The organism is Porifericola rhodea (assembly GCF_030506305.1).
GTDB lineage: Bacteria > Bacteroidota > Bacteroidia > Cytophagales > Cyclobacteriaceae > Catalinimonas > Catalinimonas rhodea.
Genome location: NZ_CP119421.1, coordinates 250,044 through 274,033 on the forward strand (window position 1 = coordinate 250,044; position 23,990 = coordinate 274,033).

The following is a 23,990-nucleotide window of genomic DNA, read 5'->3' on the forward strand; positions in this document are numbered from 1 at the left end:
TAAGTTTTTGATTTATTGTAATGCTAAAAAAATTCAGCCAACTCTCAATAGAAAGCTGGCCGAACGAATTATTTATAGTAACTGGTTACTTTAATAACCACATTTCACCATTGATGTCGTCAGTACCAAACTGGCGTTCAATAGCCTGTAACACATGCGACTCGTTAAGATCCAGCTCGCTTTCTGGATACATCCAGCGTTTAGGAATTTTACCTCCGTTGAGTATACCACCCCCATCGGTGCTAAACTCAGGAATACCTGTACGACGCTGGTTGTAATAAGCCTCCCACCCACTATTCATAAAAAACGAAAGGTATTTTTGTGTTAGTATCATTTCCAAGCCCTTAGCAGCTTCAAACGCAACTTCTGGTTGTTGCAGGTAAGCGTCAATAGCAGAAGCCTCAATGTTGTAAAACTCCATAGAAGCCTGGATGCCCTGCATATAATACTCTTCGGGGCTTACGCTAACCCACCCTCTCTGGGCTGCTTCTGCAATAGTAAATGCTAGCTCCGCATAGCTTAACAATACGCTTGGCTCATTAACAGGATCATTATAGAAGCGAGAGTTTATGGGAGATCCTTCTCCCTCATTCAAGCGGCTTACGTTTTCTGTTAGTGTAGCACTTCCTCCCAAGCCGGTGTAGGCATCAAAGTTAGAAGGATCCAGGTTAGCCTGACGAGAGGCAAAGTCCGGGTCACCTACACTGAACAGGCGAGGATCGTTTCTTTCTTTAAGTAATGAGACAAACGATTCATCCAGGTAATAGTCGGTTTGTATACTATTATCATTAAAGTAAGGGTAACGATTACTTTCTCTGTCAAAAAATGCTAATGCTGCATTGTCCTCATTGCTGCTCATCAGCGGATAGGTATCCGGGTTTTGAATAATGTTACGAAACTGACTTTCAATATCTAAGCTGGTACCCTCTTTAAGAGATAGACTAATGAGTACTCTTAACTTAAAGGAGTTTACCAGTTTTTTCCACTTGGTAACATCACCATCAAATATAAGGTCGCCTCTGATTTCGCCATTTTCTACACTTAGCTCGGCATTGGCTTCGTCCAGTTCCTGAAGCACCTGCTGATAGATTTGTTCCTGAGGTGTGTACTCAGGCATATATTCACCTTCAAAAGCAGAACCTGCCTGTAAGTAAGGCACATCTCCAAATGTCTTAGTCAGTTCCAGAATAACATAAGAGCGCAAAAACTTGGCAATAGCAAGGTAGTTTGCATTATCTACACGCATAGCCTCTTCCTCCATCTTGATCACCTGGCGTAGTTGATTATAATCATCGAAGCCTGCTCTTTGCCATCCGTAGTATTGAGAAAGACTGGCTCCCTGTGTGTAAACCAAAAATCTTGAAGCCAATGCGGCATCTAGCGTCACATTGTTAAATATATCAACCTGTAGGTTAGTCAGCAGAAGCTCAGGACCTACTTCTGTAGCACGGTTAGGGTCAATTTGTAGCTCTTCAAAATCCTGACAGGCGCCGGTAGTCAGGATGATAAATGTGAATATGATATACTTTATGTTCTTTTTCATGAGTTATCCATGTTAAGCCATTAAAAATATAGCTGGATTTTGCTTAAAGCATTTCCGCTAAGGTTTAGACATTGTTCTTAAAAAGTGAGATTAATGTTGAAACCTAAGCTTCGTGCAGAGGGCGTCTGAAGGTTATCTTCTCCCTGATCTGGGTCTATATTAGGGACATCGGACCAGAGAAAGAGGTTTCTTCCTACAAAAGAAACTGAAGCCTGTTCAAAAAAAGTGTTATCCAACACGGAGTTAGGTAACGCATAGGTAAGCGTAACTTCTCTTAGCTTCATAAATGTTTCTTTATATATACCCGGCTCTGAAGGAGATCCGTCATAGAAATCTTTAGTCCAGGAAATGTAATTAACAGCCTGGGTATTAGGCGCGAACGTACGGCTGTCGCTCAGGATGTTGCCGTCACTATCGTACTCCACATCTCCATCCAGAAGTACCACACCATCACCCACATAGGTAGATTCTCCGTTGTTGGCATCATCGCGATACTGGTTCACTGAGCCAGGATGAGTACCCCCCCACCACATTTTAGAATTAGTAGTACTGTAGAAACTGCCGCCGTAGCGTCCATCTAAAAGTACACTCAGAGTAAAGTTTTTGTAGGAGAAGCTATTGTTAATACCGAACACACCATCAGGATCGGAGTAGCCTACTCGTCTTTGAAAAGGATCAATAAGGGGAAAACCATTGTCTCCGTAAATGATATCTCCTTCGGGAGAACGCAGCCATACCGAAGTATAATAAGCGTCAGCTCGTTCACCAACTTTTACATTATTTAGCTCATTTGCATCACCATATACCTGGGTAAGCTCACGACGGTGTCTGGACCAGTTAAGCATGACATCCCATTGAAAAAGGTCAAGTTTAAGGGGTGTAGCATTAAGCACTACTTCTATTCCACGTCTTTTGTATTCGTTGCCATTTACAAGGCGAGAAGTAAAGCCAGAGGCTTCAGACACAGGAATAGTTGTAATATTGTTATAATCTCGCATGCTATAATAGGCTACGTCTATTCCCAAACGACCTTGTAGGAAGCGGGCATCCAAGCCTATTTCATAAGAATCTGTAGTTTCCGGAGATATGTCAGAAGAAATCTGTGTTTCAGGGAAATAGACAGATGCGTTGTTGTTCCAATTGATACCTGGCAGATAGGCCTGAACCTGGTTGTAGGGGTATTCACTGCCAAAGCCAGTCAGGTCAAAGTTGATATAACCGGAGGATACCTGAGACCATGAACCTCGTAATTTCAAAAACTCAAAAGCTTCAGGTACAGGCATTATATCTGACACCACAGTACTTAGAGAGACAGATGGGTAAAAGTATGAGTTGTTCTCTAACGGCAAGGTAGAGATCCAGTCATTTCTTCCGGTTACGGTCAAAAATACTGAGTTCAAAAATTCAATATCCAGAGTTCCGTAGAGGCTGTTTACTTTTTGGTCCTGCAATAGGTTGCCTCCCGTAAGGTTACTGGTAGAGTTGCTTAAATTGTAATACTCCGGTACATTGAGCCCGTCGGTATATGCATTAAGTGTACGGAAGTTATTATAGCGGTTTGCGCCTCCCACAGAAACACTAATGTTTAACTCCTCTGCCAGCTGTTTACGATAGGTCGCGATAATATCAGTATTGATATTAAAATTGTATTCGTTACTAAGCTCCAGGTTTCCACGAGATTTTACTCCATACCGGATATAACTCAAAGGTTCTTTTACACTACGATTTGTATTGTACCAGTTGAAGCCCGAACGTGCAAGAATTTCCAGGTTTTCCAGTGGCTCATAGGTTAAACTAAGTTGGCCGTAATTATTGTCTTTGTTATACCCTTGCAAAAATTCGTATGCCTGAAAGTAAGGATTGTTATACCATGAGGTATTGTAATGGCGCTGCTGTACACCTTCATTTCCTTCCTGCCAGTAGTTTCTAAGGTCACGCACGTCAATATCCGGGCCTGTCCACAAGACCAGGTTATAAAGATAGTTTTGCGGACCGTAGCTTCTCTCAGGGAAATTGTCGCTATACTGCTTATTGTATGTCAGTGAGGCATCTGCGCGAAGTTTTTCAGCCAGTTGATAGCCTCCTGCTACTGTAAAAGTAGTAGAATTTAGACCTGTATTAGGCACCATACCTTTCTGATACATATGAGATAAGGATGCTCTAAAGTTTCCTTTTTCATTACCTCCGCTGATACTAACATTGTTTGTAGAGATCATACCTGTTCTGAAAAAGTTCTCTACATTGTTTTCTCCTCGTGATATAAAAGGAGTAGGTATGCGTTCTCCGGTAACAGGGTCTATCGGGCTATCATATTGAGTTGTTTCAAAAAATCCACTGGCAGTACTTGCATCTGCCTGGTTCAGCTTGGGTCCCCATATCCACCCGCCACCTTCTGGTCCACTTCCAGAGCCATTGATGTAGGCGTAAGTACCATTATTACCATTTCCGTAAGTGCTCTGTACATCAGGTATACGCAAATAACTAGGCTGAAACATGGTACTTGAATTTACACTCACTTCTACACCTTCCTGGCTACCTCTTTTGGTCGTAATCATGATAGCTCCATCTCTACCAATAGAGCCATAGAGCGCAGAAGCGGTAGGCCCTTTGAGCACATCTATACTTTCCACGTCGTCAGAGCTTATTTTCCAAAGGTCTGCTTCCGGGTTAGGAATACCGTCTATAACAATTAGAGGATCTCTACCTCTTAGTTCAAGCTTGGGGTCTTCAAAGAGCCCGGTAGGGTTATACACATTCAGGCCAGCTACTTTACCAGTAAGGGAGCGGGCGACATTAGGCTCACGGGCTTTTTGCAGCCCTTCTCCAGCTACCTCCTGCACTGCATATCCCAGGGCTTTTTTCTCCTTTTCTATACCTAATGCGGTAACAACTACTTCGGAGAGCTGCTCTGCATCTGAGTTTAAAGTGATATTAATCTGGCTACGACCATTAATGGCAACTTCTTTTGTTTCAAACCCTACAAAAGAAAAAATCAATGATGTATTTGCCTCGGAAACCTCAATACGGTAGAGACCTTCAAGGTTGGTAACTGTACCTTGAGTAGTATTTTTGACCAGTACATTTACTCCGGGTACAGGTTCTCCCGATGTATCTACTACAGTGCCACTTACCTGAGTTGACTGCGCTTGCAAAAACAGACTAAAACTTACACCAAAAAGCGTAAAAAACATATATTTTACCCACCAAAATTGATGGACAAAAACCAGTAAAAGTTTCTTCATAGTAAACTATTTAATGATGATGAATTTGACTGACAAAGTAGGTCAGCATTAAACAATGGCTCAGCAAAAATACTACAAGCCCTGCAACAATGGATTTATTAGGAAATTAAGCTTATGTTAAGCTTTTTGTACCCAAAAGGTAACATTCCCGGGCAGTATGTTATTGTAAAAGAAAGCAACTCTCAAAAGTGAGTACAGACAAAGGAGTTGCATGAGCTCCAACTTTATTTTGAAGCACAAAGGTACATCTTACACCTTAGCATCCCAAATTATACACTAACTAGATTCTCATATTTCTACTCAAAATAGGTATATCCATCTTTTCTTGGCTTAAAGGTATATACCCCTTATACTTGCTGTTCTTTTCCAGAATACAAACCGAATTTTCATGCAATCTCCTCTTATAAAAAAACTCCTTCCCTCTTTATACATCATGGCTGCACTACTACTACTGGGTGGAGTACTTCACCTGATGGGCCACCCAGTGTACTGGCCTGGGTTTGCGTCTATGATGTGTTTTTACGCTGTCATTTTTTATATAGGTACTTATGCCGCTTCTATGAAAGGAGAAGAAAATGAGAATAGTATTATGCTTGCTGGCAGGTCAATTCCATTAGGCGTAGCGGTATTTACCATGAGTGCGACCTGGGTTGGCGGAGGCTATATTAATGGTACAGCAGAATACACCAACTCTTCTGGCATTGCCTGGGTACAAGCACCCTGGGGCTATGCACTCAGCTTAATTGTTGGAGGCTTGTTTTTCGCCAGAAAAATGCGGCGCTATGAGTTTAAAACCATGATAGATCCCTTGCAACAACGCTTTGGCAAGAAAGTGGCTGCCCTGCTTTCACTGCCAGCTATCTGTGGAGAACTCTTCTGGACATCCGCTATACTCACCGCCCTGGGAACCACCTTTGGCACCGTACTAGGAATGGACTTTGTGCCATCAATTATCGCATCAGCCGCAATTGCCATAGCTTATACCGCATTAGGAGGACTATGGGCAGTAGCTTTTACGGATGTTATTCAGATGATATTACTCCTTATTGGGTTGGTTTTAGTAATTCCTTTTGCTCTGGATAAAGTTGGAGGCTGGGACCTGGCCTGGAAAACTTACGTAGAACATAAAGGAATATTAGCAAACGCACTCCCTCCTATAGATGGCTGGAAACACAAAAGCTGGGGTAATTACTACTGGAACTGGTGGGACTCGGCGCTACTTCTGATTTTTGGGGGTATTCCTTGGCAGGTATATTTTCAGAGAGTGCTGGCTTCTAAAAATGAAAAAGTAGCTATGCGCCTTTCTATCATTGCAGGTTTTGTATGTATGGCCGCTGCCATACCAGCTGTGATGATTGGTGTAATTGGTCATGTGGCGCCCTGGGAAGCTTTAGGCGTAGCTCCTCCGCAAGAAGCAGCACTAACTTTACCATATGTAGTACGTTACCTCACCAATCCTTTTGTAGCTACTATCGGCCTTGGTGCCATAGCTGCCGCTGTAATGTCTTCGGTAGACTCTTCTATACTTTCTGCTTCTTCTATGGCCTCATGGAATATCTACAGAACTTTACTAAAACCTAAAGTAGATTCTAAGACGCTGGCGAAGGTGATAAAGCGGGTAATATGGATTATCGGAGTGGCTGCCACACTCATTGCTTTACAGGTAAAAAGTGTATACGCGCTGTGGTTTTTGTGCAGCGACTTTGTGTACTGCATTCTCTTTCCTCAGTTGGTTTGTGCCCTCTTCGACAAAAAAGCTAATCGCTACGGAGCTATAGCCGGCCTGCTAGTCTCTCTTATACTACGCTTTGGTGGTGGAGAAGCAACTTTAGGCATCCCCAACATAATACCATACCCCCTTATTGAAGATGGTAACGTACTCTTTCCGTTCAGGACAACAGCTATGCTAAGCGGCTTGCTTACTATGGTTATAGTGTCCAGGCTTAGTCAAAAACAGTGTCCGCCTCAACCTTTGCACAAGCTGAAGCAGACTATTACAAATTAACTGTTAAGGATAAAATCAGCACAACGTTCACCAATCATCATACAGGTAATACAAGGATTAACACTGGTAATACTCGGAAAAACAGAGGCATCCGCTATTCTCAGGTTTTGTATCCCTTTTACCTGAAGGTGGGTGTTCACCACAGCTTTAGGGTCATCATCTGTACCCAGCTTACATGTGCCTGCTGGATGATATACTGTATTATGCGTCTTGTATATGTAGTCTAAAATTTGCTCATCTGTCTGCACATCAGGTCCGGGAGCTAACTCTCTCTTTATCCAGGGCTTTAGTGAAGCTTGTGCCGCGATTTTTCTGGCAGTTTTTATCCCCTCTACCATTACCCGGGCATCGTGGCCCTCAGGATCAGAGAAATATTTTGGATCAATAAGGGGCGGATCTTCGGCACGATTAGACTGTAAACGAACTGTACCTTCGCTCCTGGCCTGCATAACGTTGGGCGTAAGTGAAAAGGCGTTATCAGAAGTAGGATACCCAGCAGGAAGCGTATGCATATCAAAAGCTTCAGTTCCAAAGTGGAACATCAGGTCTGACATACCTAGCTGAGGATCAGTTTTACAAAAAACACCTATCTCATACTTTTGAGCGCTTTTTTCAGGAACTTGCTGCTCCGCTTCCCATATAATAACTCCTTCGGGATGGTCTACCAGGTGCTCCCCTACTCCCGGCAGATCTTGTATCACTTGTATACCTACCTCTTGCAGATGTTCTTTTGGGCCAATGCCAGAAAGCATAAGCAAATGTGGTGTATGAAATGCCCCCCCTGATAGAATAACTTCTTTATTGGCTTCAAATGTACCTTTGTTTGTCTCTACCGCAACAACTTTTTTTGCATCGTCTAACAACAATTTTGTCGCAAAAGTCTCTGTTACTACAGTAAGTCCAGCCGGAATTTTGTCGTATGGATGCAGGTAAGCTACAGAACTGGAGTGGCGTATACCACCCTTTTTGTTTAAAGAAAACCAGCCTGCACTTTCGTGATAATTGCCATTTTCAAAGTCCTGAGCGGCTATGCCATACTCCTCGCAGGCATCTATCATAGCTTTTCCGCAATCGTTTTCTGAGTCGGACTTCTCCAGATTTACTTTCTCTAATACTTTGTTGTAGAAAGGACGTACCTCCTGGGGAGTCCAGTTTTTGATTCCCTTTTGGGTCCACTGCTCAAAATCGTAGTCTGGAGCCTGAAAAGCTATCGCTGAATTGTGTGAGCTACAACCGCCCATAACTTTCGCCCTGCTATGGCGCATATTGCTATTTCCGGTAGCCTGAGGGGCAATAGGAAAATCATAGTCTAAATCGCCTTCTAATAAAGTGTGCCATTCCTTGAGTTGTAGTACATCCTCTCTTTGCTCATCCGATATCCCTGCCTCTATGAGCAAAACTTCTCCTTTTTGTTTTTCAGCTAATCGGTATGCAGTCACCACGCCGGCAGTACCCCCACCTACAACTATATAATCGTATTTCATTTGCATGTTTGTATGAGTTGCTTACACCTGAGTAAGCTTTCTATTTATGATAAAATGAGTATTCTTTTAAATTATTAAACTTCTACCCTAGAAGGGATCTTCCATTTTATTCATGGCAATGTAGACTGTTTTGAGCTGCGTATAGTGCTCTATGGCTGCCAGCCCATTTTCTCGTCCTATGCCCGACTGTTTGTATCCACCAAATGGTATTTCTACCGGATTAATGTTAAAGGTATTTACCCAGCACATACCTGCCTGCAACTGAGCAACTACCCGATGCGCACGCCTGATATCATTGGTAAATACCCCTGCGGCAAGTCCAAAAGGAGAGTTATTTGCCCTTTCTACTACTTCTGCTTCATCCTCAAAAGTTAGTAGCGAGAGTACTGGCCCGAATATTTCTTCTTCTACTATCCGTAAGTCATCCTGACCACTGGCAAAAATAGTAGGCTGAACAAAGTATCCTCCTTCGCAGCCTTCTACTCGCACCTGCTCTCCACCATACAGTAGTTCAGCTTTTTGCTCTTTGCCCAAATGAATGTACTGCATTACCTTCTCAAAATGATCTTTACTGATCAGGGCTCCCACCTGTGTTTCAGGATCTGAAGGATTTCCAACTTTCAGATTTTTGGTTTTTTCTACTAAACGCTCAATAAACTTTTCGCGAATTGAGCTATGAACAAACACTCGTGTTCCGTTACTACAAATTTCCCCCTGAGTATAAAAATTACCCAGCATAGCACCATGAACAGCCTCGTCTATATCGGCATCTTCAAAAATCAGGATAGGTGATTTACCCCCCAGCTCAAGGGTAACGTGCTTAAGCGTGGTAGCAGCTGCCTGCATTACTTTTTTGCCTGTACCTACTTCTCCGGTAATAGATACTTTTGCAATATCCGGATGAGCGGTCAGCATCTGCCCTACTTCTCCATCTCCTTGTATTACATTAAATACTCCCTCGGGCATGCCTGCTTCTGCAAATATTTCCGCAACTTTTAAGGCAGTAAGAGGTGTTAGCTCAGCGGGCTTAAAAATCATTACATTACCACAAGCCAGTGCAGGGGCAGCTTTCCAACAGGCGATTTGTATCGGGTAATTCCAGGCTCCTATACCGGCACAAATACCAAGAGGCTCTCTTCTTGTAAAAGCAAAGTCTCCGCCTAGTTCTATGTGCTCTCCGTGCAGACTAGCCGCGATTCCGGCATAGTACTCCAGACAGTCAGCCCCAGAAATTACGTCTACTGCCAGAGCCTCTTTTATCGGCTTGCCAGTATCTATCACCTCCAGCTGCGCCAGTTCATCGTTGCGCTCTCTAAGTAGTTCTGAAGCTCTATGTAGTATGCGGCCTCTCGCTGTGGGCGACATGGCTGACCATACCTTAAAACCTTTTTTAGCAGAAGCTATACATTTTGCAAAGTCGTCAGTAGATGCGCTGGTTACCTCATGAATGGCTTCTCCAGTTGCAGGGTTATAGTTGGTAAATACTTTTCCAGTACCATTGACTGGATGGTTATTAATAAAGAGTGGTAGCTTTTCCATGATGCAAGTATATAAAAATTAAAGGAACAGGCTTGCTATAGCATAACTGATAACATGGAAATGCGTTACACTTAGCTCACTATCTTTTCCAGGAGGTGGCCTACAAAATAGGCGAGCATAGCCGCTGAAGCACCTAAAAACAGCGTTTCAAGAATACTTCTTAAACGATTGGTCTGTGTCACCATACTCTTTTTAAACGATTGGTCTGTGTCACCATACTCTTTAGCCAACCTATACCGACAAATGCCATTGAAGTAAGCACACTGGCAATCAGGAAAGTATTGGCTACTACTATACCATTCAGGTAATTGAACACATAGATGAGCAGAGGAATTAACCCTACTACGAAAAATGAGATAAAAGTAAGCAGTCCCATCATCCAGGGCGATTTTGTTTCAGGAACCATTTCCAGCTCTTCTTTCATCATTACATCTACCCAGCGGTCTTTGTTTTCTGTAATTTTAGCAACCACCTGCTCCAATAGTTCACCTTCAAAGCCTTTGGCGGCATAGATTTCCCGTACTTCTTCTTCCTCTCTTTTAGGCATATTTTCTACCTCCCAGTACTCTACTCTTTTATGCTTTTCGTAATTATCACGTTCAGACTGGGTAGAAAGGTAAGCACCTACCGACATGGAAAATCCGTCGGCGATCAGGTTAGCAAAGCCTAAGATAAGCACGATTGAAGCGCTAAGTTCTGCTCCCGCAGCGCCCGCAACTACAGCAAAGGTAGTTACACTTCCATCTATACCTCCATATACAAATTCACCCAGATACTCTTGTAGCTTCCCCCAGGAGGAATTGCTCCCATGAAAATGATCTTCCTGTCTGCTGCTATGTTTTGCTTTCATTAAGAACTCTTTCCTGAATATAGTCATAGCGACAAAAGAATGTAATGCTTAACCTTAATTTGAAACTGATTCAAATAATTTACATGCACTCAGGCGTTTGAAACTCTTAGGTGGAACACTCCTTGTAAAATACCAAATACACATTCGGTCATGGAAAATAAAAAACAAAGAATTTTAGATACTACCCTAAAACTTATCACTGAAAGAGGATTTCATGATACGCCTATGTCATTGGTAGCTAAAGAGGCTGGAGTGGCTGCCGGTACTATTTACCATTATTTTGATAGTAAAGAAGAATTAATTAGTGAGCTCTACAGTAGCCTTAAAGCCAAGATGGGAGAAGTGCTCGTAGAAAAAGAGAGTAATAGCAAAAGCATTAAAGACCGCTTTTTTAGATTTTGGGAAAATTTATATCGCTTTTTCTTATCGCACCCTCAGGAGTTTAAATTTTTGGAGCAGTATGCTAACTCACCCTTGGTAGACAAGGGCGTACGAGAAGAGAATAAGTCACACTATCAGGGAATTCTTAACTTCATGGAAGAGGGGATGCAGGTAGGGGTATTAAGGCCTATGCCAGTGCTGCTTATGGCAAACCTAGTCTATGGGCATATTGTAAACACAGCTAAGCTTCAGCTTAATCAGGAATTTGATATACAAGCAGATTTGTTACAACAAGTCATTCAATCCTCTTGGGATGGAGTAAGAATCAATTAAAAAAATTTTACATATATATTGAATGAACATTCAATCTAAATTCATTGAATTATGAATCATACAGCATTAATCACAGGAGCATCTGGTGGTATAGGAAAAGCACTTGCCCGCATACATGCATCTAAAGGAAGAGACCTGGTGCTGGTAGCTCGCAATAATGATAAGTTAGAGGCTCTAAAAAATGAGCTGGAAGCAGATTTTCAGGTTAAAGTATTAGTTATAGCCTCCGACCTGGCAAAGAGGGAGGCACCCAAGCAGATTTTTGATACTATTCAAACTCAGCATATTGCCATTGAATACCTTATCAATAATGCTGGATTTGGAGATTATGGCTTTTTCCACGAAAGTGACTGGAAGAAAGAAGAGCAAATGATAGACCTTAACATGAAATCGCTTACACATCTTACCAAACTCTTTTTGCCTGGGATGATTAAGAACAGAAGAGGTAAAATCATGAATATAGCTTCTACCGCTGCTTTTCAGCCCGGGCCGCTAATGTCTGTGTACTACGCCACTAAACATTATGTACTCGCTTTTAGTGAAGCTATTGCTAATGAGGCTAAAGGTTTTGGCGTGAGCGTAACTGCCCTCTGCCCCGGCCCTACCGCTTCAGGTTTTCAGAATGCCGCAGCTATGGAGAACTTTAAATTGGTTAATGGCAAGAGCATGCCAAGCGCAGAAGCAGTGGCCAGCTATGGCTACCAAGCCATGATGAAAGGCAAAACTGTAGCAATACATGGTATGCAAAACCGCATTTTAGCCAAAAGTATTGCCTTTATACCCAGAAATTTCGTTACTAAGCTTGTACGTACTTTACAGGCACCTAAATAATTAATGCCATGAACGACATTTTAGAAAACAAACCACAAGAAAAGCTTTTGAATAATGCTTTTGTGGACGAGAAAAAATTTTTTTTTGATTCAGGTGCTACACTCTCTTATGAGTTCCGTGTAAAACAGCTCAACAAACTTAAAGCAGCCATTGTAGGCTATGAGTTTGAAGTTGAGCAAGCCCTTAGAGCAGACTTGCATAAGCCCGATTTTGAGGCATACACCAGTGAGGCAGCCCTGCTCTACAGCGAAATTAACCATACGCTCAAACACCTAAAAAAATGGATGAAACCGGATCGGGTAACTACACCTTTAGTGCACTTTCCTTCTACCAGCAGAGTTTACAAAGAGCCGCTGGGCGTAAACCTGATTATAGGCCCCTGGAACTATCCCTTTCAACTTCTGCTCGCTCCTTTAATTGGAGCTATTGCTGCTGGTAACACCATTGTGCTAAAACCTTCGGAGCTTACTCCTAATACTGCACGTGTTATAGAGGACATGATCAGCCGTACATTTGACAAAAATTATATTAGCGTAGTGCAGGGCGATGGTGCTGAAGTAGTACCTGAACTAATGAGCCGCTACCGTTTTGACCACATCTTTTTCACCGGCAGTGTAGCTGTAGGAAAAATAATAGGAAAGCAAGCCGCGGAGAAGCTAAGCCCGGTTACGCTGGAGTTAGGCGGCAAAAGCCCCGCAATAGTAGACAGTTCTGCCAATCTGCATGTAGCAGCCCGCAGAATTGCCTGGGGTAAGTGTTTTAATGCCGGGCAAACCTGCGTCAGTCCTGACTATGTACTGGTAGAAGAAAGCATAAAAGATGAGTTCGTTAGCTTATATCGCCAGGCGCTGGATGATTTTTATGGCGAGCTTAGCCCTGAAAATGATAATTATGCTCACATTCTCAATGAAAAAAGGTTTGACACCCTGGCGTCTTACCTATCGCAGGGAAGAATATTGCTAGGAGGTAAAGTGGACAGAGATCGTCTTTTTATCGCTCCTACCCTGATGGATGAGGTAGATATGCAGAGCCCTATTATGCAGGAAGAGATTTTCGGGCCAATCATGCCCCTAATTACATTCAGGGCTTATGATGAAGTACTGGATATCATTGCTAAAAACCCTTATCCATTGTCTCTCTATCATTTTACTACAGACAAGACCAAGGAGCGCTTTATCCGAAGAAGAGTACAGTTTGGCGGAGGAGCCGTTAATAATACAATAGTACATCTTAGCACACCAAACCTGCCATTTGGTGGCATTGGCACGAGTGGTCATGGCTCATACCATGGTAAACAGAGTTTCGATACCTTTAGCCATAAAAAAAGTATCATGAAAACAGGAACATGGTTTGACCCGCCTCTACGATATGCCCCATATACAGACTTTAAGAAAAAAATAGCTGCTACCTTTATGTAAGGCATCCCTATCCCCGATCTCTGGTCGGGGTTTTTCTTTTTTTTGACATACTCTTCTAGCTAATTGCTCTGTACTGGCACATTCATATCAGCATATCATTTGGTATGTTCATGAAAACAAAATTATATTTTATGCTTGTTGCTCAATGCCAATTTTTTTATTTTGAGAAAATCTCATGGCTAAACAACAGCATTTACTCCCTAACACTGTCCGTTCGGAAGCAGCTACACCAACTACTTTATGGCTCTCTTTAAAAGGGGGTAAGAGTGAAGCCCTTGCCGAAATTTATGAAGAACATATAGACGAAATGTTCCGCTTTGGTATGGCACTAAAGCCCAATAAGAGTTTTATCAATGATTGTATACAAGAAGTCTTTGTAGAGCTCTGGAAGTACCGACACAGCCTCTCTCCTACAAATAACATCAAGCTTTATCTTTTTAAGTCTTTAAGAAACAGGATATACCATAACCTAAAACTAGAAAACCGACAGCTTAGTGATGACTACATTACGGATACCATATTAGTCCCTTCTCATGAACAGTTAATTATTAATGCACAAAGAGATCAGGAATTGCAGAAAAAGCTAGCAATATCTATAGACAAATTGCCCCTAAGACAAAAGGAAGTCATCCACTACTTATTTTTTGAAAAGTACTCTTACGAAGAAACCTCTCACCTGATGTCCATTTCTATTCGGGCTGCCTATATGTTAGCCTGGAAAGCCATTTCTTCGCTGAGGAAAAGCATGAAGTGCACTGCATGGCTACAGCTATGTTTCTATTTACACCTATTAAACTAAACACTTTGCTGAGTTGATACCTGCATTATAGCCTGGAAAAGCATTTTTTTTAGTTTTTCATAAAATTTAAAAAAAATACAACATCAGGCGTATAAAAAATCAGCCTTGCTCTCTTATGTAGGTATAAGAGACAAGCTATGGACTACCGCAACTACTCAGTTGAAGATTTTATACTGGATGCACGCTTTAGAAAGTGGGTTTTAAAGCCAGACCCTGAGATTAACCTTTTTTGGGAAAACTGGCTGGCCCGTCACCCCCACCGCTGGAAAGATCTTATTGAAGCCCGAAAACTGCTACTTAATTTATCAACCTACGAACACGAAATCAGTAGCAAAGAAAAGCAAAACTTATGGGCAGGCATTAGCAAGCAAATTGATGAGGAAGCGCAACCTCAGGAAAAACCTACCATTCCTATACACTCTGAAAGCGTTCTACAACGCTACGAGGAAAGCCATTCGTCTACTCAGTCATACTGGTGGCTAAAGATTGCAGCAATCATTGTATTTACTCTTGGAGGAGTACTTTTATTAGACCTTAACAACTCTCCTCAGACCGACCAAGCTCAACCCATTGTGATGACTGAAAAATCAACTGAATGGGGAGTTAAGTCACATATTACGCTAAAAGATGGCACCCGTGTAGTCCTCAATGCAGGAAGCACGCTAAGCTACCCTGAAGACTTTAAGGAGCGTAAAGTATACCTACAGGGTGAGGCTTATTTTGAGGTGGTAAAAGATCCTTCACGCCCTTTTACTGTACACTCAGGCAATACACTCACCACGGTGCTGGGCACTACTTTTAATATTTCTGCTTACCCTGAGCATGCTGAGATTAATATCGCTTTACTGGAAGGTAAAGTAAAAGTTGAGAAGGAAAATAAGGATGACGGTGAAGCTGAGTCAGGCTTATTTCTTCAGGCAGGAGAAATGGCTACCTACCAAAGTCAGCAGGCTCAATTCAACAAAAGTACTTTTAATACAAAAGCCATGACAGCCTGGACGCAGGGAATACTGTACTTTCAGCAAGCCAGTGAGCGGGAGGTTTTTAGCAGGCTGGAAAAATGGTATGGTGTAGAGATAGAAGCTGATAGCAGTCCAAAACCCTGGAGCTACTCAGCAGAATTTGAAAAGGAAAGCCTGGAGAATGTGCTTTTTGCTATGAGTTATAGCATGAACTTCACCTACCGCATTCAAGATGCCAAAGTAAAAATTGAATATCAGAAATAGAGTTTAGAACGCCGTTTACCAACGCATTATAAAATTACACATAGTCTAACTAACCTATAATTTATGCATATGAAAAACAAATATCTACGTAAAGCACTGTGGGCTTCACGGATATTGCTCGCTTCTTTTTGCATGCAGCTCTGTATGAGCTTAACTGCAATAGCTACGGAGAGCAATGCTCAAGATGCTAAAAGTGTATCCAAAGTTATCCTGACAATTGACTTTCAGGATGAGGCCCTGGGCCATGTATTTAATCGCATTGAAAAGCAAACCTACTTTCGTTTTGCCTACAATGAAGAAGATGTAGAAGACAAAGGTACATTTAGTGGTACATACACTAAAACCAGCCTGTACGATATTTTGATGGATATATCCGAGCAAAAAGGACTCAAATTTCGTCAGGTAAATAAAAGTATCAATGTAGCCCTAGCTCCTGAGAAAAAAGAAGCAGTGGAACAAGCTCCGGTGCTTGCGGATATTAAAGTAAGCGGTAGAGTTACTGATGATAGCAACCAAGCCCTGCCAGGAGTATCTGTAGTGGTAAAAGGCTCTACGCGGGGCACTACAACTGATATAGATGGAAACTATAGCCTTGACGCACCGGAGAACGGCACACTAGTCTTTAGTTTTGTAGGGATGCAAACCCGCGAAATTGCCGTCAACGGAAGGTCTACCATAGATGTACGCCTTCAGTCAGATATTTCCAGCCTAAACGAAGTAGTAGTCACCGCACTTGGAATTACCAGAAGTGAAAGATCTTTGGGCTATGCTACTCAGGAAGTGAAAGGTGAAAACCTAACTTATACTAAGGAACAAAACCTGATTGGCTCCCTGGCAGGAAGAGTAGCAGGAGTACAGGTTACTGGTTCTAGTGGCGCAAGTATGGGAGGTACCCAAAAAATTAAGATAAGAGGGGTAAATTCTCTGAGCGGCAATGATCAGCCTCTTATTGTATTAGACGGTACACCTATGGCAAACAGTAACTTTGCAGGCAGAAACGGGGCAGATTATGGTAATATTATTCAGGATATAAACCCTGATGATATTGCATCTGTTAATGTGCTTAAAGGACCAGCAGCATCTGCTCTTTATGGTCTACGCGGCCAACATGGGGTAATCATGATCACCACTAAAAAAGGACAGCAGGGAGACCAAAAGGTGAGCGTAGAATATAGCGGAGCTTTCTCCGTAGAGAAAACTGGTAACTTTATGCCTCTGCAAAATATTTATGGAGGGGGTAGCCGACAGTCATTCAGCACTTTAGATGATGGCACTCCCTATGCTAATACTAGTGTGGACGAAAGCTGGGGCCCTAAAATGGATGGTACTCCGGTACGTCAGTTTTACAGTTTTTTCCCTCAGGATCCAGACTATGGCAAGCTAACTCCCTACCTGCCTCAGCCTGATAATATTAAAGATTATTACGAGTTGGGCACTACACTAAATAATACTATAGCTGTAAACGGTGGTAGCGAAAGCTCTTCTTTCCGTCTAAGCTATAACCATACTGATATCCAGGGGGTAGAGCCTAATACCTGGCTCAAGCGTAACAATTTAAGCTTTAATGGCTCGCTGGATATCGTAGAAAAGCTGAAACTTACCACCAGCCTCAACTACGCTAATAATGCGGCGCAACGTCCGCCACAAGGCTACGACTATGGCTCTACTTACCTCACACAGTGGTTCCAGCGCAGTGTAGACATGAACAAACTTAAGAACTATCGCTACCCCGATGGTACTTACCTCCATTGGAATTTGCGTAGCCCTTCTGGTGATGGGGTAATTAACCCTGACCCTTTATACTGGAACAACCCCTATTTTGACGCTTATGAAAGCTACTCTCAGGACAGCCGGGATCGTTATTTTGGTAATGTAGGACTTACTTACCAACTCTTACCCGAACTGAGTGTAAGCGGACACATCCGCTCAGATATGTTTACCCAAAATATAGACAAACGTACTGCTGCCGGCGGTAGAGAGTTGGAAGGTTATTGGGTAGGTAAATACCAAAATCAGGAAGTGAATTATGAATTTTTAGCACAGTACACTAAGTATTGGGGTAAATTTTCGCTTAACGCAAACCTGGGAGCTAACCTGCTAACTCAAGAGTACTCCTACCTGCGCCAGCAAACAGAAGGGGGGCTATCCACACCGGGCTTTTACAATATAGCTGCTTCAGTAGACAGACCATCCACCACATCTTACCTGCGCAAAAAGGAGATCAGAAGTCTTTTTGGGATGGTATCATTAGGCTATAATGATATCTGGTTTGTAGATGCATCCTTAAGAAATGATAACTCTTCTACCCTCCCGGAAAACAACAATTCTTACTGGTACCCTTCTGTATCGGGTAGTGCGCTCTTTAGTGAGCTGCTAGACTGGGAACCATTAAGTCTGGGGAAACTAAGGCTAAGTTATGCTCAGGCAGGCTCAGACCTTTCGCCTTACCAGACAGCACAGTATTACGGTATTGGAAATGTGTATGCTACCGACTCCCGCACCATCAATACATTATACGTACCAGACGAACTCAACAATCCAGACATTAAACCTTCGTTTAGCCATTCCATAGAAGGAGGAATTGACCTTAGGTTTTTCCAAAACCGCTTGGGCATTGATTTCACCCTCTATCAGCAGCGAAATAGAAACCAGATATTATCCTTACCTGTATCTGGAGCCAGCGGATATACTTCTACTATCATAAACGCGGGCCTGATTGAAAATAAAGGATTTGAGCTCACCCTAAGTGCGGACCCTATTCGTAGCGGTAAATTCAACTGGAATACCAACTTTAACATCAGCCGTAACCGTAGTATGGTAAAAGAGCTGTATAGCGAAGGTAATACCGACATTAATAATTATGAGATTGCTTCCAATACATACTCTCGGGTAACCTCTTCTGTAAATGCCCAGGTTGGAGAGCCTTACGGTACACTTATAGGTCAGGCTTATGCACGAGATGAAGCCAGCGGGATGATACTTCTGGACGAAGATAATTTACCTCTGTTTGAGCCTAATCATAATTTTGGAAGTGTGCTACCGGATTTTACAGGAGGTTTCCAGAATACTTTCACTTATGGGCCTTTCAGTTTTAGTGCTCTAATAGACTTTCAGGTTGGTGGGCAGTTTTTTAGCTGGACACAAATGCTCGCAGTAAAAACGGGCCAGGCAGTAGAAACCGCAGCCACTAACGATAGAGGTAACAATGTAAGAGACCCTTTGGATGAAGGTGGTGGAGTAAAAGTACATGGTATTTCTGAAGAAACCGGCGAGGAGGTAACAGCTTATGTAGATGCTCGCTCATACTTTAGAACCAGACTAGGCACTCAAATTTATGAGGAATGGCTCTATGATGCCTCTTACATCAAGATGAGAGAAATGCGCCTTGCTTATGCATTCAGTAAGGAACGCTTAGCCAGCTTACCTTTTAGCTCACTTAGTGTCGGCTTAATTGCCCGCTATCCATTTATGATCTACCAGGAAGCGCCTAAAGGTGTAGATCCTTCAGAACTGTCTACCGGAGGTTCTCCAGTCAGCTGGCTGGAAACCGGGCAACTTGTAACTACCCGCTCCTATGGTATCAGTGTAAATGTGACTTTTTAAAAAGTTATTCAGAAATATCTTAAAGGACATTTTCTGATCTCACAACAAACATTAAAAACACATGAACAAATTATATATTTATATTTTAGCATTGTGCTTACTGGCCGCTTGCAACGATTTTGAGGATGACATAAATGTAAACCCTAATCAGCCAAGTCAGGCTTCTAACACACAACTTTTGGCTAATGCCATGCGATACCTTCCAGGGATAAGCTCGTCAGCATACGGCCCCCTTTACCCTCAGCATTTATCAGAAACAGAGTATACTGATGCTTCGCGCTATAATACGATATACTTTGATTTCTATAGCTATTATACTGGCCCCCTAATGAACATACAGAAGGTGCTGGATTCTGATGAACTCAATGCTAATGAAGGTCCTATTGCTAATCAGTTGGCAGTAGCCAAAATTCTGAAGGCTTACTTTTTTTGGTTTATGACTGACCGTTGGGGCGATTTACCCTATAGTGAAGCATTGCAGGGGAAAGAGGATTTTACACCAGCGTATGACTCTCAGGAAGATATTTACAATGCTCTTTTCTCTCTACTGGACGAAGCCAACGCACAAATAGTAGATGGAGATATTGAGAATGATATTGTGTACGGAGGAGATACCGATAAATGGAGACGCTTAGGCAATACTATTCATATGCTGATGGCTCTAAGACTTTCGGAAGTTGACCCTGCTACTGCCAGCACCGAGTTTAATAAGGCGATGGATGCGGGAACCTTTACCTCAAATGATGATAATTTAGTATACCAGCATCTTGCCGATGCAGATAATTGGAATTACTGGTATAATGTTTTTGAAAATCTGAACAGAGAATGGTATGCGGTAAGTAAACCACTGGTTGATTATATGAAACCTTTGAATGATCCCCGCCTGCCAACATTTGCCGAACCAAATGTGGATGGGGAATATGTAGGGTTGGCTTATGGTTTACCAGGAGATGTGGCAAATACAGGCCAGTACAGTAAAGACAGTATTTCTATTCTGGGAGCAAACCTGCGTCAGGCTACTACTCCGGTATATCTGGTAACCTATGCAGAAGCTTTATTTGCACAGGCAGAAGCTGCTAAAAGAGGCTGGATTGGAGGAGGCAATGCCGCCGCTGAAGAGTATTATACTACCGCTATAGAAGCTTCTGTGCAGCAGTGGAATGGTAATACAGACGGATTGGAAAGCTTTCTCGCTCAGGCAGAAGTACAATATAATGCTGAAGATGCCATAGAAAAAATCGCCTACCAGAAGTGGGTGCATCTCTTTATGCATGGCTATGAGGCCTGGGCAGAATGGAGAAGAACAGGCTTTCCTATACTCAGTCCGCCCGAAAACAATAGCGGAAGAGACATTCCACTACGCCAGGCCTACCCTACTCAGGAGTTCCAAAATAATCAGGATAACTATCAGGAAGCTGTTCAGCGTGCTTTTGGTGGTGAAGACGAACCAGAGAAGAGTGTCTGGTGGGATAAATAGTTAATAAAGTCCATATTAAATATGCTATTCACTGGATAGCATATTTTTTTTTGAAAAGACAAAAAAATAGCCTTCAGTTTATTCAGAAGGCTACTTTTACTCCATTGTGGATTTATCTGTTTTCGTAACTTTGCATACTATGCTTAAGGCGGTCCAAAGCCTGTAGATTTAACTCCAGAATATACTTTAACACGCCAGGCTCATAACCTCCACTTCCCTTTTCACGATACTGATCTTTAGAAGCATGCTCATAAGCTTTATCAGCCAGTTTCTTATGTGGCGCTCTAAAACTTTTTAGCAGGTTAAACAGCTTAACAAGTGACTTTGCACTATACATTTTTGTTTCAGAGTAGGATACACTTTCATCCAACTCCCTAACCACTTTGTTTACCAGACTTGGACGTTGACGGTAAGCATAGTAGAACTCACGTACAGAGGCCTGATTGTAAGGAACATAAGCCTGCTTAAATTCATTATATGCTTTTTCTGAAAGATCGCAGTTCCAAAGAATATGGTCAAAGATGAACACTGGCATTTCAACTGCACCAGGCCCTAAATACTCTCTTTCATTGAGCTTAATAGGGTCAAAATAGAAACGAAGCTCTTCAGCAAAATATTGAGGGCTCACATTTCTTTTTGCGTTTACCACTCCTTTAATCATACCATCAAAGTAAGTAGCTACTTCTTCACATTTAGGCACAAACTCAGGATCATCCAGAGAAAGCTGATACAACTCATCCAGAGATAGAATCGCCTTGTACAAAGGGTGTATTGCTACTTTTACACTTTTGATAAGCTGACGCTCATCGTCAGTACCGGTATAAGTTCTTTCACGTTTACCTTCCGGATTCCATCGTACATAATGGATTAGAGTATCTCGGGGAGGTAAGTCACTAGTATTACCCAGTAGATTTAGCTTTTCTTCCAGTTCAGGAATAACATGTACCGGTTCTACGCCATGCCTTTTCATGGAGCCTAGCATGATACCAATATCACGCATAGCGGCACAGGCCTGAAAATAGTCCATATCTGCGGCCTCTTCTACTGAAGGAAGCATATCTACCAGCTGAAGAACTAAGGCGATGGTATCTTTATTTCTGTTATACGCAGCCACCAGGGGCATACGATCATCAGCATTAAGAGGATCTAATTCACTAATATAATGATCCTCTTTAAGCTGCTCCTCCAGAGAGGGCGATTTGAGAACATCAAAAGCTAATGTTTTCATCTAATTCACCCCTTATTTGTAAGCTATACCTGCACTTACCGGTCCGCCTAAAGGAAAAAACTCTACTCGGTTAAACCCGGCTTCGCTAGTCCATTGTTTGAACTGATCCTGAGTGTAGTTAAAGCCACTATCAGACTCAATCAGCATATTCAACGACATAAGTAAGCCGAAAGTATTTTCTTTGCGCTCGTTATCTAATATCATTTCAATAACAGCCAGGCATCCTCCTTCAGGTAGTGCTTCATATGCTTTGCGGATAAGCATTCTTTTGGTTTCCATATCAAAGCTATGAAGAATGTTACCCATAGTAATTACATCTGCTTCAGGAAAACTTTCTCTGAAAAAATCACCGTTTTTTACCGTTACTCTATCTGCTACACCGTATTGCTCAGCTGTTTTTTTAGCAAATGGCTCAAGCTTGGGAAGGTCAAAAGTAGTACAATGCAGATGAGCATGCTGATTAGCAATTAGTGCAGATAGTAGCCCTGCAGAACCTCCTACATCAAGTACTTCTTTATAGGAAGAGAAGTCAAACTGTTCGGCAAAACCCATGAAGCTCAATTTCTGGATGCTAGACATGGCTTCGGTAAATTGCGCTAAAGATTCAGGCTTTTCGTAAATAGCTTCAAAAGAAGACTTGCCTGTATATTTTATTTCGTTTTGAGGCTTTCCTGTGATTAGTCCTTCTTCCAGATCACCCCAGAATTTATATTCACGGTCATTAGCCATTTCCAGAAAACCACCGAGATAACTAGGCTGATTTTTATCAAGAAACATAGCTGTATTAAGCGTATTCTGGTAGGTTGCTTCTACCCCAACTCCATTTCTTTGCAGGAAGCCCATTGAGAATAGAGCATCCAGGAAATCTCTGACATAAAGTCCCTTTTCATTAAGGCCAAGCTCCGCTCTGATTTCTTCGGCTGTCAGTGCTTTATTGTCACTTAATAACGTAAATAAGCCTAATTTTGTGGCTGAAAGCAATGTTTTTGATGACCAGAAACTTAGGCCAACCTGAATGATTTTAAAAGGATCAACTTGTACTTCAGTCGTTGTGTTCATAATAAAATAGTTGGGGTAGTTATTGATTAATAATTGGGGTTATGATGTTATCAAAAGAAAACCGGAAGGCTGAACCTTCCGGTTGTTAAGATTCTACTCGTTTAAGTACTCAATGCACTCTTTTTTAGAGTTGCAGGTTTTTACCTTGATGTTACCCATCATAGTAGCGTTGTTTACATTATCAACGGTAGCTTTGGCAAATACATCTTCAGATACCAAAACTGCTAACCTTCTTAAACCTGCTTTGTCTAACTCAGGAAAAGCTTCACCTACCAGATAACCCTGCACTTCTTTAGATAGTACCTTTAGCGTACTTTGATCACTAAGGTGTTTGTTCACTCTATTTTCCTTCACAAACTTAACCATCGCGTCACATGCTTTTTTTGTAGTATCAAGTTTTAAAAAACCTGACCATTTAGCGACAACAATTTTGTTAGTCTCGTCAAAAGTAATTTCTGCACAACTGTCTGAGTAAATAGCTTTACTTGTAGTAATCATAAGTATTAAATATTATGTGGATGAAATGAGAAGCCAAATTAGCAAAGACTAGTCGGGCAGAAATTTCATTTTTTTTAATCTTAATAGGATGAAATATTTTTGACAAAATTATCAGTATACACACAGGCTTTTTCCTCTATATGACTAGTTAATGCTATTCGACACAAAAAGAGTGAAAAGCTCACTAAACATATCATGTAAGGTTTAATTTATATCCCTATTTCTGCTTAAGAAAAACATAATCATATCCAAAAGCCTAAAAAACTTTTTTTTTGTGCAAATATTTTAATATGAGAATATGTAACCACCTAAAAACCAACATATTTGAGTAGAAATCAGGGTGATACAAAATCATATATATTACATAATATCTTTAAATATTTAAGTTTACACACCTCAAAGTAGTGACTTTTTCATATACCATGCAATAAAAATTACATTTTTTCGCTAAATTTTTCTATTAAAGATTTACAA

At 41.7% G+C, this 23,990-nt stretch carries 16 protein-coding genes; 8 read left to right on the plus strand and 8 right to left on the minus strand.

Features of this window, described 5'->3' with window-relative positions; translation table 11 throughout:
* Positions 1–85: 85 nt before the first annotated feature.
* The gene (locus tag PZB74_RS01045) at positions 86–1,543 is read right to left on the minus strand and encodes a SusD/RagB family nutrient-binding outer membrane lipoprotein (protein WP_302240056.1); all 1,458 of its coding nucleotides are present in this window, start codon (positions 1,541–1,543) and stop codon (positions 86–88) included.
* Between the two features lie 77 nt (positions 1,544–1,620).
* Positions 1,621–4,785: a SusC/RagA family TonB-linked outer membrane protein gene (locus tag PZB74_RS01050; RefSeq protein WP_302240058.1), complete on the minus strand. Its 3,165-nt coding sequence runs from the start codon at positions 4,783–4,785 to the stop codon at positions 1,621–1,623.
* Positions 4,786–5,173: 388 nt separating this feature from the next.
* On the opposite strand from PZB74_RS01050, the gene PZB74_RS01055 reads away from it, so the two are divergent.
* The gene (locus tag PZB74_RS01055) at positions 5,174–6,790 is read left to right on the plus strand and encodes a high affinity choline transporter 1 (RefSeq protein WP_302240060.1); all 1,617 of its coding nucleotides are present in this window, start codon (positions 5,174–5,176) and stop codon (positions 6,788–6,790) included.
* Here the strand turns inward: PZB74_RS01055 and PZB74_RS01060 are convergent.
* From PZB74_RS01060 to PZB74_RS01070, 3 genes are all read right to left on the minus strand, one after another.
* A complete protein-coding gene (locus PZB74_RS01060) occupies positions 6,787–8,274 on the minus strand; it encodes a GMC family oxidoreductase (RefSeq protein ID WP_302240061.1) in 1,488 nt (495 codons plus the stop codon). The genes PZB74_RS01055 and PZB74_RS01060 overlap by 4 nt on opposite strands.
* A gap of 87 nt (positions 8,275–8,361) precedes the next feature.
* Positions 8,362–9,813, minus strand: a complete 1,452-nt coding sequence (gene betB, locus PZB74_RS01065; protein WP_302240063.1) for a betaine-aldehyde dehydrogenase — start codon at positions 9,811–9,813, stop codon at positions 8,362–8,364.
* A gap of 178 nt (positions 9,814–9,991) precedes the next feature.
* A complete protein-coding gene (locus tag PZB74_RS01070; RefSeq protein ID WP_367281457.1) occupies positions 9,992–10,663 on the minus strand; it encodes a VIT1/CCC1 transporter family protein in 672 nt (223 codons plus the stop codon).
* A 150-nt stretch (positions 10,664–10,813) separates the two neighbouring features.
* Between PZB74_RS01070 and PZB74_RS01075 the strand changes: the two genes are divergently transcribed.
* The 7 genes from PZB74_RS01075 (at position 10,814) to PZB74_RS01105 (ending at position 20,731) form a co-directional block, all read left to right on the plus strand.
* Positions 10,814–11,377, plus strand: coding sequence for a TetR/AcrR family transcriptional regulator (locus PZB74_RS01075; protein WP_302240064.1), 564 nt, complete (start codon positions 10,814–10,816; stop codon positions 11,375–11,377).
* Positions 11,378–11,428: 51 nt separating this feature from the next.
* Positions 11,429–12,208 carry an SDR family NAD(P)-dependent oxidoreductase gene (locus PZB74_RS01080; RefSeq protein WP_302240065.1) on the plus strand — a complete coding sequence of 260 codons (780 nt, stop codon included), beginning with the start codon at positions 11,429–11,431 and terminating at the stop codon, positions 12,206–12,208.
* Positions 12,209–12,216: 8 nt separating this feature from the next.
* Complete coding sequence (locus PZB74_RS01085) at positions 12,217–13,626, plus strand: aldehyde dehydrogenase (protein WP_302240066.1); 1,410 nt, start codon at positions 12,217–12,219, stop codon at positions 13,624–13,626.
* A 175-nt stretch (positions 13,627–13,801) separates the two neighbouring features.
* Positions 13,802–14,425, plus strand: a complete 624-nt coding sequence (locus PZB74_RS01090) for an RNA polymerase sigma factor (RefSeq protein WP_302240067.1) — start codon at positions 13,802–13,804, stop codon at positions 14,423–14,425.
* A gap of 137 nt (positions 14,426–14,562) precedes the next feature.
* Positions 14,563–15,651, plus strand: coding sequence for a FecR family protein (locus PZB74_RS01095; protein ID WP_302240068.1), 1,089 nt, complete (start codon positions 14,563–14,565; stop codon positions 15,649–15,651).
* Between the two features lie 69 nt (positions 15,652–15,720).
* Positions 15,721–19,254, plus strand: coding sequence for a SusC/RagA family TonB-linked outer membrane protein (locus PZB74_RS01100; protein WP_302240069.1), 3,534 nt, complete (start codon positions 15,721–15,723; stop codon positions 19,252–19,254).
* A 61-nt stretch (positions 19,255–19,315) separates the two neighbouring features.
* Positions 19,316–20,731: a SusD/RagB family nutrient-binding outer membrane lipoprotein gene (locus tag PZB74_RS01105; protein WP_302240071.1), complete on the plus strand. Its 1,416-nt coding sequence runs from the start codon at positions 19,316–19,318 to the stop codon at positions 20,729–20,731.
* Between the two features lie 112 nt (positions 20,732–20,843).
* On the opposite strand, the gene PZB74_RS01110 is transcribed toward PZB74_RS01105, so the two are convergent.
* The 3 genes from PZB74_RS01110 to PZB74_RS01120 form a co-directional block, all read right to left on the minus strand.
* Complete coding sequence (locus tag PZB74_RS01110; RefSeq protein WP_302240073.1) at positions 20,844–21,959, minus strand: monodechloroaminopyrrolnitrin synthase PrnB family protein; 1,116 nt, start codon at positions 21,957–21,959, stop codon at positions 20,844–20,846.
* Between the two features lie 12 nt (positions 21,960–21,971).
* A complete protein-coding gene (locus tag PZB74_RS01115; protein ID WP_302240074.1) occupies positions 21,972–23,018 on the minus strand; it encodes a methyltransferase in 1,047 nt (348 codons plus the stop codon).
* A gap of 93 nt (positions 23,019–23,111) precedes the next feature.
* On the minus strand, positions 23,112–23,516 hold the full coding sequence (locus tag PZB74_RS01120; RefSeq protein WP_302240076.1) for a hypothetical protein: 405 nt from the start codon (positions 23,514–23,516) through the stop codon (positions 23,112–23,114).
* Positions 23,517–23,990 lie beyond the last annotated feature (474 nt).